This is a genomic window from Bifidobacterium saguini DSM 23967, from assembly GCF_000741715.1.
Lineage (GTDB): Bacteria > Actinomycetota > Actinomycetes > Actinomycetales > Bifidobacteriaceae > Bifidobacterium > Bifidobacterium saguini.
In genome coordinates, this window is record NZ_JGZN01000006.1 from 233,854 (window position 1) to 250,726 (window position 16,873).

The following is a 16,873-nucleotide window of genomic DNA, read 5'->3' on the forward strand; positions in this document are numbered from 1 at the left end:
ATGCAGATCAGACCTGGATCAATGTACCCGCTCGGGGCCAGCTATGACGGTGCCGGTGTGAATTTCGCGCTGTACTCGCAGGTTGCGCAAAAAGTAGAACTGTGTCTCTTCGACGACGATGATAACGAGACTCGCGTCGAGATGACCGAACAAAACTCATACGTATGGCATAACTACATTCCAGGCCTGCAGCCTGGCCAACGATACGGCTACCGCGTATACGGCCCGTACGACCCAGTACATGGCCTGCGATGCAATCCGAACAAACTGCTGCTCGACCCATACGCCAAGGCCATTGAAGGCAACATCGACGGTGATGAAAGCCTCTTCTCATACTGGTTCAAAAGCCCTGATGACAATTCGTCAATGAACACCTTGGATTCGGCGGAACATACCATGAAATCCGCCGTCATCAACCCCTACTTCGACTGGGGCAACGATCAGCATCCCTACATTCCCTACCATGATTCCGTGATCTACGAGGCTCATGTGCGCGGCATGACCAACCTCAACATGGATGTGCCGCCGGATATCCGCGGCACCTATGCGGGCCTTGCATACCCGAGCGTCATCGAATACCTGAAGAAGCTGGGCGTCACCGCCATCGAGCTCATGCCGATTCACCAGTTCGTCAACGACTCCTTCTTACAAGAGAAGGGCCTGTCGAACTACTGGGGTTACAACACCATCGGCTTCTTCGCCCCGCACAACGCATACTCCAGCTCTGGAGAACGCGGCGAACAGGTCAACGAATTCAAATCGATGGTCAAGGCCTACCATCGCGCCGGCATGGAAGTGATTCTCGACGTGGTGTACAACCACACCGCCGAAGGCAACCACATGGGCCCCACCCTGAGCTTCAAAGGCATTGACAACGCCTCCTACTACCGACTGGTGGACGGCGACCCGATGCACTACTTCGATACCACCGGTACCGGTAACTCGCTGCTTATGCGCTCGCCGCACGCCTTGCAGCTCATCACCGACTCGCTGCGCTACTGGGTTACTGAAATGCATGTGGATGGCTTCCGCTTCGATCTGGCAGCCACTCTGGCACGCCAGTTCCAAGAGGTCGACAAGCTTTCCGCATTCTTCGACATCGTGGAACAGGATCCGGTTATCTCCCGCGTCAAGCTCATCGCCGAACCGTGGGATTTGGGCTCTGGCGGTTACCAGGTTGGCGGCTTCCCGTCCAGCTGGTCTGAATGGAATGGCCGCTTCCGCGATACCGTGCGCGACTTCTGGCGCTCGCAGCCTTCAACCTTGCCGGAGTTTGCATCCCGTTTGATGGGTAGCTCTGACCTATATCAGGTCAATGGCCGCCGACCGGTGGCTTCCGTGAACTTCATCACCGCTCACGATGGTTTCACCATGAACGATTTGGTGAGCTACAACGAGAAGCACAACGAGGCCAATGGCGAAGGCAACCGGGATGGCGAATCCAACAACCGTTCCTGGAACTGTGGTGTGGAAGGTGCCACGAATATTCCGGACGTGAATGATTTGCGTCAACGTCAGATGCGCAACATGTTTTCCACGTTGCTGTTGAGCCAGGGTATTCCGATGATTTGCGGTGGTGATGAAGTCTGCCGCACGCAGCAGGGCAATAACAACGCCTATTGCCAGGATAATGAGATTTCCTGGACGGACTGGAACCTCAACAAAGATCAGAAGAACATGTTGAAGTTCGTCTCCAAGCTCATTCACCTGCGCTTGAATCATCCGGTGCTGCATCGTCGTCGTTTCTTCACTGGCCGCGAACCCGGCGATGATTCAAACAAGATTCCACAGGTGGAGTGGTTCGACCATACCGGTTCCATCATGGATATGGAAGATTGGCAGAACACGCACGCCTTCTCCATGATGATCTACCTCAATGGTTCGGATATTCCTGAAGTCGACTGGTATGGCAACCGTATGGTTGACAATGACTTCATCCTGATCTTCAACGCCCATTATGAGCCAATCATGTTCACCCTGCCGGATGAACGCTACGGCCGCAAATGGCAGCTGATTGTGGATACGCATAACCCGGATGGTCCGGAGCTAAGCTATGAGGCCGGCTTCATGATTACCGCCCAATCGCGTAGCTTCATGATGCTGATGAGCGCCAAGAAGCCCGAAAAGCCGTCGCTCGGCCTGTAAGTAAGGCTTATCGCCATATGAAAGGACCCGTTACGTTGTGTAACGGGTCCTTTGTTGATTTGTCCTGCACGGTCTCACCACGCTTCAACTCACGACTGTTGACCTCGGTGGTGACGGTCGGCTGGAAGTCTCGGCGCACTTCGAACTGGATGTTCGCTGACTGGGTCTCCGGGTCGGTGGGTTTCAGCAGATCCTGACTGGAGGAGTTGGAGACGGCCACGCGGGGAATCTTACGGGTGATTTGGAAATTGGTCTTACCATTGCCGGTCGCGGTCCACGGCAGATGTTCCTCGGCACCGGTGGTGGTGCCGGTGATCGTGTAGTCGTTCGATCCGTCGAACTTGGCGACCTTGTTCAGATCGGTGATGGTATAGGTAGCGCCAGCCACCCAGCGTCCATCGCCGGTCTTGATACCTGGATCGAACGTGCCTTTGCGTTTGCCTTGCATGTACCTGTAGCTGGCTTGGATGGTGGACGGCATATCGTTCGCTTCGGCCCAGATGGTGGCCGCACGGTTCCTGACTGCGTTGATGTCGCCGCCCACCAGGGTCATCTTGGTCTTGGCCTCGTTCCACCATGCCTGGTTGCGGTCGAAATGATCGTGGATCGCGTACGCCAGCGCGGCCTGCGTGAGCGCATCACCATCGTTCTGGTACTTGTCGACCAGGTAGGCGGCCTTTTTGCCGTCGTCCGTGTCGACCGGTGTCCATGTGCCCTGGTTCTGCCAGTCGTATGGGTTGCTGAACTCCACGCAGTACTTGTATGGTTTCGAATCGTCCTGCGGTCCCAGGAAGAACGAGCCGGTGCCGACCCACCAGCCGCCCGCGGCGGAACCGCTCATCGGATTCGCGTAATAGCCGGGGCCGGCGGCAGCCTGCGCGGTGCCGGCGACGAGCATGCCGCCCGCCAACGTGGCGGCGGAAGCAACGAGCGCGACCGCGGCCTTGCCCAATCGTTTCAGCAGACCGTGAAAACGCTCAGGATTATCCTTCAATCCCATATCGTCTCCTCTAATCAATGTGATTGACGTCAGAAAAACCTCTGACCTTACAGTGGCGATACTAGCCTCAATATTCGGGTACAGCGCTCCAAACGTTGTAAACAGCCAAAAGAAGCAGGGGAAAAATATCAGCCAAAACCATCAGCAACGTTCATGAACCATATTGCGGCCACCCATTGAAATAATTTGCAAACCGCGAAAACCATGCCCAGACTTGAACGTAACGATGGAGGGGAGAACACCCCCCTCCGTCCAAACCGCATGATATCGAGTCAACCAGGGAAACAATGAGTAAAGGAGAAAAAACGACAATGACAGAGGAAAGCAAAACTCCGGAGAAAGGCACCTCTTCGGCAGAGAACACTTTAACCGTGGAATCCAATAAGCAGAGACCGAAGTGGCTGATCCCGACCATCGCGGGATGTTGCGCAGTCGTGGTCATCGCGGCTGGTTTCGGCGGATACGCGGCCTGGTCGAACCATGAACTGGCCGCGGCGAAAGCCTCATGCGCGGCAGCTTCGGAGAAGGTCAGGAAGGCTGCGAACGAGTATAACGCCCTGTTGAACGGTGATGCAGTCAAGGCATCGGCCGTCAAAACTGATGAGGTGAAGGACGCGAAAACCGTTGATAGCTTGGAGTCCGCGTTGAAGGAGACCGCGCCTGAATACACAGGCTGTGTCGCCGACGACAAGACCGGACTGGATGAGGCCGTCAAGACCCTGAACGATCAGGCGGACTGGTATACGAAACATGAGAAGACCCTGTCCAAGGCGGTGAAAGCGGTTAACGAGTCGAAGGCGGCGAAGACCCTAGATATCGCGAAATCGAATCTGAAGTCGAAGCTGGATGAGGCATCGAAACTTCTGTCGGATTCGGACGGAAAGGTCGCCGATAACTCAACCCGTGACAATCTGAGCAAAACGATTGACGCGGCGAAGAAACTCGCTGACGGGAACGATTCCACCAAACTTGACAAGGCACGTCAGGATGTGGATTCGGCGTTGAAAGCCGTGAGTGATTCCATCCAAGCCAAAATGGAGGCAGATGCGCAGGCTGCCGCCCAAACTGCGGCAGCACAGGCACAATCCTCCTCGAGCGTGGGTTCCAACTATTCCAGGAGTTCCGGATCCAACCGAGGCTATTCGAACGGCGGAGGATACAGCCGACCCAGCACCAGCGGACAGACGGCACAGACGCAGCAGCCATCGACTGATGATGGATATTTTGATTACACTCTTTGCGGAACATCTGACGGTAAAGAATTTCAGCCTTGCTGATTATCCGGCTTTCTCTCCTCGCTTTTCGTCCTTACTTTTCATTCCCCTGTATCATTCCTTGGATACAGGGGAATTTTCGTTCACCGCCACGGACGGCGGGTTCCGTCTGCCGCGCCCCGTCGAATCGAATCCTATCTCTGTTGGAGAAACTTTAAGACCCATGTGGGTGGAAACAATCATGAGTTGTTTCCGCCCACATGCCGATTCCGGCTTAACGGGGCCGAAAGTGCCCTCTGATGCTTGAAAACATTGAGGGCAAGCATTTCCTGTTCATTATCCTAAATCAGTGGAAACGGTTATTGCGTTTGCGAACAGCGTATGAAAGGAGCCGGAGGGTGACCATGTTATGAAAGATTGGTAAATGGTATAACCGTTACCAGTTCATCATGTGGAGTTTGGGTGTCATTACCGCGGTTGCCGCTCCTCTGATCGGCTATATCTCCTATTGCCTTGGTGTGAGCGATCAGCATGCGGAACTGTTGGCGGACAGTCCCGAATATGCGAACGACACGGTGACTGTGAACCTGTTGCAATGGTTGACCGGGCAAACGCAAACCGTCGGTCGGATTCTCGGCATCATCGCCATCATCGGAATACAGAGTGCAGTGGTTGCTCTTTGTTCAGGTTGATTCCGATAGACGCACTTGCTATTTGATTGGCCGTCTCACTGATTCCGATTTTCTCGAGAATCCGTTTGCACTGTCCTTGATTTGGTGATGTGTCCTCGGATAAGAGGAATACCGAGGGAATACCCCCCCAGCGACTTGGAGCCTTACCTTTGCGGGATAAAGCGTTATTTGTTATGACAAAACCAATGTCATCATCCGATGGTCTGTGGTCATTGTTACTCAGTGTTGTCATCGGCCCGTTCAGGGGTAAAAGTAAAACCCCTACTTCCCAAGCGGGAGTAGGGGTTTCGGTCGGGCTAGCGGGATTTGAACCCACGACATCCTGCTCCCAAAGCAGGCGCGCTACCAAACTGCGCTATAGCCCGTATGCTGTAAAACCTTGAACCAGTTTCACGGCACAAACCAACATTGTACATTATGGGTGGACCGGGACACGGGATACAATGTCATGTTGGACATGAATTGCTCACATAATGGGGCAAATGGTGTTGAACGCCGGCAACTCTGGCTGATACAGCCATTGCATGCTTAGGTAGAGAGCAACGGATATCGGCAAGATTGAATCATCGGAGGTACGGAGGGAATCATGGGCCGTCATCAGCGTTCGGAAACATCCGGACTGATTTCCTTCGTCATCTGCGCTGCAGTAGGCGCTGTCGCCATGAATTTCTACATGGAATACGCACCAGCTATCTGGCAGTTGACGCAACGACGTTTCATGGTATGCGCTGGCATTGTTGCGGCCTGTGGCGTGATTTCCTTCATTGTTGGTTACTCCCGCAAATCAAAGTCATTGAACCTCAAAAACGGCTGGCTGGCTCCCATCCGACGCGTTGTGGAAATCGTGGCACTCTCCGTGGTATACGGTTCCACCATATTCCTTTCCTCATTCGCGCTCATCGGCGCAGCGAACGACATGATGGGTAACGCCATTTTCGCCGGCTACATTTCCAGCGTATGTGCTGGCTTCGCCGGGGTAGTGGGATACATGACGTTCGTGCAGGCGGAAATGATGAACGCCAAAACCATCGCCAGCCTGTTGCCGTTCTTTGTCATCTCCGGTGTGGTCACCGCAGGAGTCACCACCGATGACCCATACTGGTATCACAATAACTTCTCCCAGCTGGGCGATCGCACCACGTTCGCGGCGCGCATGTTCAACTCCACGCTGATGCTGGCCGGCACCTGCATCATCATCGTCAGCTACTTCGCCATCTCCGAGCTCGTCACCACCGAACGACTGCAACGCCTCTGGCATGACCGCACCAAAACCGACCCAAACCGCGGCTACATGATCCCGCATTTCATGGCCCGCATCGGCGTGCTCTCCGTACTGCTTACCATCTCCGGCCTCGCCTTCATCGGCATTGGCGCATTCCGCTACACGCCGCATAACCTCATGCACAATATTTGCGCCAAAGGTCTGCCGTTCGTCATGCTGCTCCTGTTTGTACTACTGCCGTGGCTCGCTCCACGCATCTCCAAAGCCGTGATGGTCGCCTCCGATCTGGCAGCACTGGTGTGCGCCGCATTCTGGGCCAACATGATGATGGGACACAATACACTCACCAACGTGGAAGCGCTCGCCGGCCTCATGTTCCTCGGCTGGTTCATCGTATTCTCCCGCCAAATCGCCGCTATCGAGGCAGACCGAGTGGAAGCACAGCTCCTGCACGCGCAAATGATGGAAAACGGCATGGAACAACATGATGGCGCACAAGAGACGGAAATCGAGTCCCGCATCGCCTCCGATCGCTGATCGCTGATGCATTATCGTTATGTTCTTTGCTGGCTCAACCACCAACGATGACGCATAATAGATTGCGGAAAACAAGCCACTGCGATCAAGGAGGAACTATGGCTGTTGAGAACGCCAAGGTACTGATCATCGTCAACAACTGGGGTATTGAGGAAACCGAACTGACCCGCCCGCTGCGCGATCTGAAGGCAGCCGGCGCCCAGGTGACGCTTGCCGCCACCACGCTCGACCCATGCGAAACCGTGCAGCACGACCGCTACGAAGGCGAAACCCTGACCCCAGATGCACGCCTCGCCGACGTACAGGCCGCCGATTATGACCTGCTGGTGGTCCCCGGTGGCACCTGCAACGTCGACCGCATCCGTGTGAACGAAGACGCCATCACCCTGGCACAGGAATTCGCCCACGAAGGCAAGCCGATCGCCGCTATCTGCCACGGTGCATGGCTGCTGGTCAACGCTGATCTGATTGAAGGCAAAACCGCATCTCCATGCCGCTACATTGCAGCCGACATCGAGAACGCAGGCGGCCACTATGTCGACAAGCAGCTGACCGTTGATGACGCAAATGGCTGGAAACTCATCACCTCCCGTAAGCCCGACGATCTGGACTACTTCGTCGCTGCTATCAAGGAAGCACTCGCCTGAATTAGCTCCTGAACAGCCAGTAAGGACGGCTGTGCCCGGCACCAATGCTGGACACAGCCGTCCTTCAATACGTGAAGCTTGATAGATTGACTTCTATGACAGAAAACATGAATCTTTGGTCTGCTCCGTTCGCAACACAGCCGTTGAACGCCACAGTAACCGTGCCAGGCAGCAAATCATTGTCGAATCGCTACCTGATTCTCGCGGCACTAGGCTCGCAGCCGGTGCGTTTGGTTGGTTTGCTGCGCTCGCGAGATACTGATCTGATGATGGGTGCTTTGGAAGCCCTCGGCGTGCGCTGTGAGGTCGATGCCGACACTGATACCACGGTGACCGTGACTCCTCCTGCAGATGGTCGTTTCCGTGGCAATGTCAACCTGTTCTGCGGTCTTGCAGGCACGGTGATGCGTTTCGTGCCTGGTCTCGCTTTGTTCGCTGATGGTCCGGTGCATTTCGATGGCGATGAGCAGGCATATGCTCGCCCGATGAAGCCTGTGCTTGATGGTTTGGAACAGCTCGGTGCCACGGTGGAATATCACGGCGAAATCGGCAAACTGCCGTTTACTATTACTCCTCCGGCAACACTGCCGCAAGATCATGCTCAGGTAAGCATTGACTCTTCTGGTTCCTCGCAATTCATTTCCGGATTGTTGCTGATCGGCTCCCGACTGCCCGGTGGATTGACATTGCAGCATACGGGGGAGAAGACACCGAGCCTGCCGCATATTCGCATGACAGTTGCCGATGTGACCGGAGCTGGCGGCGAAGTGAATGCTGACGAGACCGCTCGTACTTGGACAGTGGAATCGCGCGCATTGCAGCTGCCTGATAAGGTCACGGTTGAGCCTGATTTGTCGAACGCGGCACCATTCTTAGGTGCAGCATTAATTGCAGGCGGCACTGTGCGCGTGCCGCATTGGCCTGTGAATACTACGCAGCCTGGTGGTTTGCTGCCCGGATATCTAGAGCAGATGGGTGCTACGGTATCCTTCCCAGTGATTGATGATGTTCGATACTGCGAAGTCACCGGTAGTGGCACTATTCATGGACTTGGTACCTTTGATTTGACTGCCGCTGGTGAAATCGCGCCTTCATTGGCAGCGATTTTGGTGTTTGCGGATGCGCCCACGGATATGGTTGGTATTGGTCATCTACGTGGGCATGAGACGAACCGTTTGGCTGCATTAGTGGCTGAAATTACGCGTGTGGGTGGTACGGCGGAAGAACTGCCGGATGGTTTGCGTATCGAACCGGTGGCAGCTGAACAGCTGCATGGTGCGGATATGGAAACGTATGCGGATCATCGTATGGCCACGTTTGCGGCAATGCTCGGCTTGCGTATTACTGGTATCAATGTGAAGGATGTTGCTACCACGCGTAAGACGTTGCCGGACTTCGTCGGCATGTGGAACGGCATGCTGGGGGAGTAGTCTTCGCTGCTCATCTGGTCGTCTGGCTCTCCTCAATGAGGAGAGCTTTTCTATATTGATTATGCAAGTGATTATGCAAGAGCCCTGATGATTTCTTTCGAATCATCAGGCTCTTGGCTTAGGCGATCAGAAATTCACAATCACTTGGTGAACTGGTTGCCGTAGGTGTCCTCGCCGGCCTCTGCGATGGCAGCGGACTTGCGGGCGATGGCCAGCTCCTCGTTGGTCGGGATCACAGCGATGATCACGGAGGAATCCGGGGTGGAGATGATACGCGGTTCCTTGGAACGGGTGGCGTTCTTCTCCTCGTCCAGCTTGACGCCGAACGGAGCGAGCTTGTCGCACACCATCTTGCGCACGATGTCATCGTTCTCGCCAACGCCAGCGGTGAAGGTGATCACATCACAGCCACCCATCTGGTAGGTGTAGTTGCCGATGTAGCTGACGATACGGTGCACGTAGACGTCCAGAGCCAGCTTGGCATCCTCGTTGCCCTCGGCCACCAGACGGTGAACCTCGCGCAGATCGCCGAAGCCGGTCATGCCCATCATGCCGGAACGCTTGTTGAACAGGGCATCCAGCTCGTCCACGTTCATGTGAGCGTTACGAATCAGGTGGAAGACCACAGCCGGGTCGATGTCACCGGTACGGCCGCCCATCATCAGGCCCTCGAGCGGGGTCAGACCCATAGAGGTCTCGACCGGCTTGCCGGAGATTTCAGCGGAAGCGGAAGCGCCGTTGCCGATGTGCAGAACGATCTGCTTGAGGCCTTCAGCCGGCTTGCCGATGACTTCCGGAACCACGGAGGAGATGAACTCGTGGGAGGTGCCGTGAGCGCCGTAACGGCGAATGTGGTACTGGTCGGCGATTTCCTTGTTCAGAGCGTAGGTGCTGGCAGCCTTCGGCAGCTGGAAGAAGAAGGAGGAGTCGAAGACGAAGATCTGCGGAACATCCGGCAGCAGGGCGCGCATGACTTCAGCACCCTTGGCCTCCGGGCCGTTGTGCAGCGGAGCGAGCACAGCCAGATCCTTGACCTGGTTGATGGTCTTGTCGGTGACCAGAGCCGGCTTCGGGAAGATGGAGCCGCCCTGCACCACGCGGTGACCGACAGCGACGATGCCCGCGTCGGACAGCTTCGGGCCGTACTCTTCGAAGAAGCCGAGAACGCGCTTCAGACCCTGCTCGTGGTCGTGAATCGGCTCTTCGAGCTCATGCTTCTCACCGTTGTACTCGTGCTTGTAGTGGCCGTCGACCGGTTCGCCGATCTTCTCGACCAGACCGGAAGCCAGGCCTTCGCCGGATTCGAGATCAACCAGCTGGTACTTGATAGAGCTGGAACCGGAATTGATGACAAGGACGGTTTTCGCCATTGTGGGCATCCTCCATTGTGAATTGAATGTTCCCGTGAGACACGGGTTACCGTTGATTAGATTACTCGCTACTTGCTACAAAATGCGGCTCTTCATGGAAAGAAGAGCCGCATTTTGGTTACTGTTACTGGGCTTCGATGGCGGTCAGGGCGATGGTGTTGATAATGTCCTGCACCAGGGCGCCACGGGACAGATCGTTGACCGGCTTGTTCAAGCCTTGCAGTACCGGGCCGATGGCCAGAGCGCCGGAAGAGCGCTGTACTGCCTTGTACGCGATGTTGCCTGCACACAGATCAGGGAACACGAACACGTTGACGTGACCGGCCACATCATTGCCTTTGGCCTTGGTTGCGGCGACGGTGGGGGACCAAGCGGCATCGAACTGAATGGAGCCGACCACCGGCAGATCTGGTGCCTTGTCTTTGAGCAGCTTGGTGGCTTCCTCCACCACATCCACATCCGGGCCCTTGCCGGAGCCGAGCGTGGAGTAGGAGAGCATGCCGACCTTCGGGTCAAGACCGAATGCGCGAGCGGTTTCAGCGGACTGCAGCGCGATTTCGGAAAGCTGTTCGGCATCCGGGTTCAGGTTGATGGCGCAGTCGGCGAATACAGCCACATGATCCTTGAAGCACATGAGGAATGCGCCGGAGACAAGCTTCTGACCAGGCTTGGTCTTGATAACCTGCAGAGCCGGACGCACCGTATTGGCAGTGGAGTTCACAGAACCGGAGACCAGGCCGTCTGCATAGCCGAGCACCACAAGCATCGTACCGAAGTAGCTGGCATCGGTCAGCTGCTTACGGGCCTGCTCTTCGGTCATGCCTTTCTTGGCACGCAGCTCACAGAGCTTGGCGATCATCGGCTTCAAGATGTTCTCGTCATCCATAGCCTGGAAGCGGGCACGCTCAAGGTAATTCAGACCAAGTTCCTTACCACGGGCCAGAATAGCTTCCTTGTTGCCCACGATAATCAGGTTTACGATTTCGCGTTCGAGCAGGTAGTCGGCCGCCTTGATAATGCGGTCTTCCTCACCCTCCGGCAGCACGATGGTCTTCTTGTTGCTCTTGGCCTTGCCGAGCAGTCCGAACTGGAAGGAGTACGGGGTAGTTGGCGGGTTGAAGTCCACATCGAGGGCTGCGAGCACTTCCTCGGTAGGAGCGTACTTGCGGAAGGTCTCCAGTGCCTGTACCTTGCCGGATTCGTCGGTGAAGGAGACCTGAGGCAGGGTCCACACGGGCAGGCCGTACTTGGCCAGTGTGTCCTTCACGGAGACGGAGTGGCGGGTCTCGCAGCCGGTCACGAAAATGCCGAGCACGCGGTTACCGGCAGCTTCCATGCCCTCGATGGAGAGCTTGACGGTCTCATCCAGCTCGTGTGGCCAACGATCGATGGTGCAGACGGCCAGGAACACGCCGGCCTTGAGATCGGCAGCGACATTCGCATTGAATTCGTAGCTGGTCGGGTCGTTGACGTGAGACTTATCAGTACCGACGATCAATGCGGCATCCGCACGGGCAACATCCATAGCATCATTGAATGCGCCGATGATGTCGCCGCGAGCGGTTTCCTTATCTAGGCGCACCTTATGCACGTCAAGGCCGGTGGACAGGGCGACGCCAAGGCCTGCGTTGGAAGCGGACAGCAGTACCGGCGTGAAATCGTCATGGTTGGATACTGCCGGACGGAACACGATGGTCTTGTACTTTGAAGTCAGCGCGTTAAGCACGCCGTAGGCCACCACGTTGCGGCCATTAGCGCCTTCAGGGCTTGCGATATATACACGGGTAACGGTCACTTTGGTCTGTCTCCTTTGATGATCAACATAATTAGGACCACACATCATTGTACTGACCATTGTTACCGTTCACGCTTAAGACGCGGAGTAATTGCGGGAAGAATCCTGAAAGTGCAACAGAAGGAAACGGGACGTCAAAGGGTATAGAAAAAGGGCTTGGGATAATTCCCAAGCCCTTTTCCCTAAGCCGTTAGGCTAAACCTCAGAGTGGAGGAAATCACTCGTTGTCGCCAGCGGTTGCGGCGGTAGCGGTGACAGCGCCCTTCTCCTCGGTGTTCACGCCGGAGTAGATCCAGTCGGTGTAGTCCGGGTGATCGTAGCCGTTGTCGACAGCGAACTGGAAGGCTTCCTGACGGAAGGCCTCGAGCTCAGCGATCTTGTCGGCGTACTTGTCAGCGTCGATCATGCGCAGAGCCTCAGCGGTCAGCTCGTAACGATCGATGCGGTTGACGCGAACCATGTCGTACGGGGTAGTGGTGGAGCCCTCTTCCTCGTAGCCGTGGACGTTGAAGTTGTCGTGGTTCGGGCGATCGTAGATCAGGCCGCGCACGTCGTGAGCGTAGGAGTGGTAAGCGAACAGCACCGGCTTGTCAGCGGTGAAGATGTCAGCGAACTCCTCGTCGGTCAGAGCCTCGTCGTTCTCCTTAGCGGACTGCAGGGAGAGCAGATCAGCGACGTTGACGACCTTGAACTTGATGCCCATAGCCTTCAGCTTGTCGGAAGCAGCCATGATTTCCTGAGTCGGAACATCGCCAGCAGCGGCAAGCACGATCTCGGCCTCGTCGTTGGACTTAGCAGTGGAAGCCCAATCCCAAGCTGCAGCACCCTTCTCGAGCTCAGCGCGAGCTTCGTCCAGGGTCAGCCAGGTGGCAGCCGGCTGCTTGCCAGCGATGATGGCGTTGATCTTGTTGGTGGACTTGTAGCACTTCTCAGCGATAGCCAGCAGCATGTTCGCATCGGTGGCGAAGTAGATGCCGATGACGTGATCGTTGTGGAAGCACTTGTTCAGCAGGACGGAGGTGACACCCGGATCCTGGTGGGAGAAGCCGTTGTGGTCCTGACGCCAAACGTGAGAGGAGACCAGCAGGTTCATGGAAGCAATCGGCTTACGCCACGGAATCTCGCGGACGGTAGCCTCAAGCCACTTGGCGTGCTGGTTCAGCATGGAGTCGATCACGTGGACGAAGGACTCGTAGGAGCTCCAGATGCCGTGACGACCGGTCAGCAGGTAAGCCTCGAGGAAGCCTTCCATCTGGTGCTCGGACAGCTGCTCGACAACCTGGCCGGAGACGTGCATGTGCTCGTCGACCTCGTCGGAGATGTAGCCGGCATCCCACTGCTTGTTGGTGACTTCGTAGGAAGCCTGCAGACGGTTGGAAGCGGTCTCATCCGGTCCGAAGATACGGAAGTCGTGCATGTTGCGAGCGATGATGTCGCGGGTGTAGGCGCCCAGGGTACGGGTGGCTTCGAGCTGGCCCCAGCCGTGGCCGTACTTCTTGACTTCCTTGACCTCGTAGTTCTCGAGCTCCGGCAGGTCCAGATCCTTGCGGATCACACCACCGTTGGCGTTCGGGTTAGCACCGATACGCAGCTCGCCCTTCGGCATGAAGGCGAGGACGTCGTCCTTCACGGCACCGTTCTCGTCGAACAGCTCTTCCGGCTTGTAGGACTCCAGCCAGTTCTTCAGAACTTCGAAGTGAGCCTCGGTATCGCGGGCGGAAGCCAGCGGCACCTGGTGAGAACGCCAGGAGCCCTCGGTCTTCTTGCCGTCGATGTACTTCGGGCAGGTCCAGCCCTTCGGGGTGCGGAAGATCAGCATCGGGTAGAACGGACGATGCACGTTGTCGGTCTGGGCGGTTGCCTTGATGTCGCAGATTTCGTCCCAGATGGTCTCCCACAGCTCGGCGAAGCGACGGTGGATGGACATGTGATCCTCATCGTCGAAGCCAGCGACGAACTCGTACGGCTCGTAGCCCATGCCGTGGAAGAACTCGTGCAGCTCTTCGTCGGAAATACGGGACAGGATGGTCGGGTTAGCGATCTTGTAGCCGTTGAGGTGCAGGATCGGCAGCACGATACCATCGGTGCGCGGGTTCACGAGCTTGTTGGACTGCCAGCCGGTAGCCAGCGGGCCGGTCTCAGCTTCGCCGTCGCCGACGATGGCCGGGACGAACAGGCTCGGGTTGTCCATGATGGCGCCGTAAGCGTGGGACAGAGCGTAACCCAGCTCGCCACCTTCGTGGATGGAGCCCGGGGTCTCCGGAGCGAAGTGGGACGGAATACCGCCCGGGTAGGAGAACTGACGGAAGAACTTCTGCAGACCAGCCTCATCCTTGGTGATCTTCGGGAAGGTCTCAGTGTAGGTGCCATCCAGGTAGGACTGGGAGGTACCAGCCGGGCCACCGTGGCCCGGGCCCATGATGATCACGGTGTTCTGGCCGTGGTCAGCGATGAAGCGGTTGATGTGGCCGATGAGGAAGTTCAGGCCAGGGGTGGTGCCCCAGTGGCCGACCAGACGGTGCTTCACATCTTCGCGAGTGAAGGGCTCCTTCATCAGCGGGTTGGAACGCAGATAAATCTGGCCGATGGAAAGGTAGTTGGCAGCGCGCCAGTACTTGTCAACACCTTCGAGGGCTTCCTCGGAAACCGGAGCGTTGAGCTTCTTCCAAGGGGTGCCAATAACAGGACTCGTCATGTGTACTCCTGTACTCCTGCACGGTAATCGTGCGATTGATTATTTCTGTTCGGTCGCGGGCCTGGTTCCTTGCGGTACCTAGGTTTTCCGTTCCCAATCAATCGTCATGGTACGAGGACAACACGACTTTTGAACGATTTCTTGCGGGTGTGTTCGAAATTGTTGCGGAAATTTCAGTATTTGTGCGTTTAAGCCTTAACTTTGTCAACATTTATTTTTTGATCTTATATCCATAAAACCGCAGAATAAAGCCAAAAACCTATGGTTTTGCACACGTTCTCACGTTCGTTTTTCAATGTTCTAAACCGGCGTGTTGGCTTTGTGAAGGCGTGTATTTTGTTTGCTTTTCGCACATTCTGCATGCGTGTCGACGTTGTCGTATTGACCAGTGATAATCGTGCATGTTTAACCCACGTAAAGTCCCAATGAACGTTAGGGGAATATCAATGGCAAATGGTCCTGTGCTTGTCGTCGATTTCGGCGCCCAGTACGCCCAGCTCATCGCTCGCCGCGTCCGCGAGGCCGGCGTCTACTCAGAACTTGTGCCGCATTCCATGCCGGCTGACGAGATTCTGGCCAAAGATCCAAAGGCAATTATTTTGTCCGGTGGCCCGGCTTCCGTATTCGAACCCGGCGCACCTTCTATAGATACTAAGGTCTTCAATGCTGGCGTCCCGGTGCTCGGCATCTGCTACGGCTTCCAGGTTATGGCCTACGAGCTCGGCGGCAAGGTAGACAAGGCGGCGCTCGGCGAATACGGCAAGACCAGCGCCACCATTGATAATGCTGAAGGCATTCTTGCTGATTCCCCTGCGGAACAGACCACGTGGATGAGCCACGGTGTGGCCGTTGAGCAGGCTCCTGAAGGCTTCGAAGTGCTGGCGCATACTGAAGGTGCACCGGTTGCCGCCATGGCGGATGAATCCCGCAAGCTGTACGGTGTGCAGTGGCATCCGGAAGTTAAGCACTCTCCGCTGGGTCAGAAGCTCATCGAAAACTTCCTGCACCGTTGCGCTGCCCTGCCTAACGATTGGGATGCATCCTCCATCATTGAAGACCAGGTCAAGAAGATTCGTGAGCAGGTCGGCGATGCCGAAGTAATCTGCGGCCTGTCCGGTGGCGTGGATTCCGCTGTTGCCGCCGCTTTGGTGCACAAGGCTATCGGCGACCAGCTCACCTGCGTATTCGTCGACCATGGTCTGCTGCGCAAGGGTGAAGTGGAACAGGTCAAGCACGACTTCGTCGAAGCCACCGGTATCCGTCTGATCACCGTTGATGCCGCTGATGACTTCCTCACCGCACTGAAGGGCGTATCCGAGCCGGAACGCAAGCGCAAAATCATCGGCGAAAAGTTCATTCGCACCTTCGAAAAGGCCCAGAAGCAGGTACTCGAAGAGGCTGGTGCCCGTGGCAAGGAAGTCAAGTTCCTCGTTCAGGGCACTCTGTACCCAGATGTTGTCGAATCCGGTGGCGGCGACGGTGCGGCCAACATCAAGTCCCACCACAACGTTGGCGGCCTGCCCAAGGATCTCAAGTTCCAGCTCGTTGAGCCGCTGCGTACCCTCTTCAAGGATGAGGTGCGCGCCATCGGCACCGAGCTCGGTCTGCCGGACGAAATCGTCTGGCGTCAGCCATTCCCGGGCCCGGGCCTCGGCATCCGCATCATCGGCGAAATCACCAAGGAACGCCTCGACCTCCTGCGCGAAGCCGACGCCATCGCTCGTGAAGAGCTCACCAAGGCTGGTCTCGATCGTGACATCTGGCAGTGCCCGGTAGTGCTTCTCGCCGACGTTCACTCCGTTGGCGTCCAGGGCGATGAGCGTACGTATGGTTCCCCGATCGTGCTGCGCCCCGTGTCTTCCGAAGACGCCATGACCGCTGATTGGGCTCGCGTCCCATACGACGTGCTCGCCACCATTTCCACGCGCATCACCAACGAATGCCGCCAGATCAACCGCGTGGTGCTGGACTGCACTAGCAAGCCCCCGGCAACCATCGAATGGGAATAATCGAATGATGGAGCGTATACCGCCTTTCCTCACCCTCGACGCACCTCAGTGCGCCTTCGGGTTCGGACGGCGGTCTCCGCACGCATCATTCGATTATTCATGAGTGAAATGCTCTGA

The 16,873-nt window shown here is 56.4% G+C and carries 11 protein-coding genes and 1 tRNA gene; 7 read left to right on the top strand and 5 right to left on the bottom strand.

Annotation, left to right across the window (positions count from 1 at the left end; all coding sequences use genetic code 11):
• The first annotated feature begins 21 nt into the window (after positions 1–21).
• The gene (gene glgX / locus BISA_RS04145; RefSeq protein WP_033890385.1) at positions 22–2,145 is read left to right on the top strand and encodes a glycogen debranching protein GlgX; all 2,124 of its coding nucleotides are present in this window, start codon (positions 22–24) and stop codon (positions 2,143–2,145) included.
• 7 nt (positions 2,146–2,152) lie between these two features.
• Here the strand turns inward: glgX and BISA_RS04150 are convergent, their stop codons facing one another.
• Positions 2,153–3,145, bottom strand: coding sequence for a hypothetical protein (locus tag BISA_RS04150; protein WP_033890386.1), 993 nt, complete (start codon positions 3,143–3,145; stop codon positions 2,153–2,155).
• Positions 3,146–3,456: 311 nt separating this feature from the next.
• Between BISA_RS04150 and BISA_RS04155 the strand changes: the two genes are divergently transcribed.
• Both BISA_RS04155 and BISA_RS11910 read left to right on the top strand, forming a co-directional pair.
• Positions 3,457–4,422 carry an FIVAR domain-containing protein gene (locus BISA_RS04155; RefSeq protein ID WP_051917327.1) on the top strand — a complete coding sequence of 322 codons (966 nt, stop codon included), beginning with the start codon at positions 3,457–3,459 and terminating at the stop codon, positions 4,420–4,422.
• A 395-nt stretch (positions 4,423–4,817) separates the two neighbouring features.
• Positions 4,818–5,051, top strand: coding sequence for a hypothetical protein (locus BISA_RS11910; RefSeq protein ID WP_152597182.1), 234 nt, complete (start codon positions 4,818–4,820; stop codon positions 5,049–5,051).
• Positions 5,052–5,342: 291 nt separating this feature from the next.
• Here BISA_RS11910 and BISA_RS04165 read toward each other — a convergent pair.
• A tRNA-Pro gene (locus BISA_RS04165) sits at positions 5,343–5,416 on the bottom strand.
• A 221-nt stretch (positions 5,417–5,637) separates the two neighbouring features.
• Between BISA_RS04165 and BISA_RS04170 the strand changes: the two genes are divergently transcribed.
• From BISA_RS04170 to aroA, 3 genes are all read left to right on the top strand, one after another.
• The gene (locus BISA_RS04170) at positions 5,638–6,810 is read left to right on the top strand and encodes a hypothetical protein (RefSeq protein ID WP_033890387.1); all 1,173 of its coding nucleotides are present in this window, start codon (positions 5,638–5,640) and stop codon (positions 6,808–6,810) included.
• 98 nt (positions 6,811–6,908) lie between these two features.
• Positions 6,909–7,457 carry a type 1 glutamine amidotransferase domain-containing protein gene (locus tag BISA_RS04175; protein ID WP_033890388.1) on the top strand — a complete coding sequence of 183 codons (549 nt, stop codon included), beginning with the start codon at positions 6,909–6,911 and terminating at the stop codon, positions 7,455–7,457.
• Between the two features lie 95 nt (positions 7,458–7,552).
• Positions 7,553–8,887, top strand: a complete 1,335-nt coding sequence (aroA, locus tag BISA_RS04180) for a 3-phosphoshikimate 1-carboxyvinyltransferase (RefSeq protein WP_033890471.1) — start codon at positions 7,553–7,555, stop codon at positions 8,885–8,887.
• Positions 8,888–9,027: 140 nt separating this feature from the next.
• Here the strand turns inward: aroA and BISA_RS04185 are convergent, their stop codons facing one another.
• The 3 genes from BISA_RS04185 to BISA_RS04195 form a co-directional block, all read right to left on the bottom strand.
• A complete protein-coding gene (locus BISA_RS04185; protein ID WP_033890389.1) occupies positions 9,028–10,257 on the bottom strand; it encodes an acetate/propionate family kinase in 1,230 nt (409 codons plus the stop codon).
• 124 nt (positions 10,258–10,381) lie between these two features.
• Positions 10,382–12,052, bottom strand: a complete 1,671-nt coding sequence (gene pta / locus BISA_RS04190) for a phosphate acetyltransferase (RefSeq protein WP_033890391.1) — start codon at positions 12,050–12,052, stop codon at positions 10,382–10,384.
• Between the two features lie 217 nt (positions 12,053–12,269).
• A complete protein-coding gene (locus tag BISA_RS04195; protein WP_033890392.1) occupies positions 12,270–14,747 on the bottom strand; it encodes a phosphoketolase in 2,478 nt (825 codons plus the stop codon).
• A 446-nt stretch (positions 14,748–15,193) separates the two neighbouring features.
• Here BISA_RS04195 and guaA point away from each other — a divergent pair, with 446 nt between their 5' ends.
• The gene (guaA, locus tag BISA_RS04200) at positions 15,194–16,756 is read left to right on the top strand and encodes a glutamine-hydrolyzing GMP synthase (RefSeq protein WP_033890393.1); all 1,563 of its coding nucleotides are present in this window, start codon (positions 15,194–15,196) and stop codon (positions 16,754–16,756) included.
• The last annotated feature ends 117 nt before the right edge of the window (positions 16,757–16,873 follow it).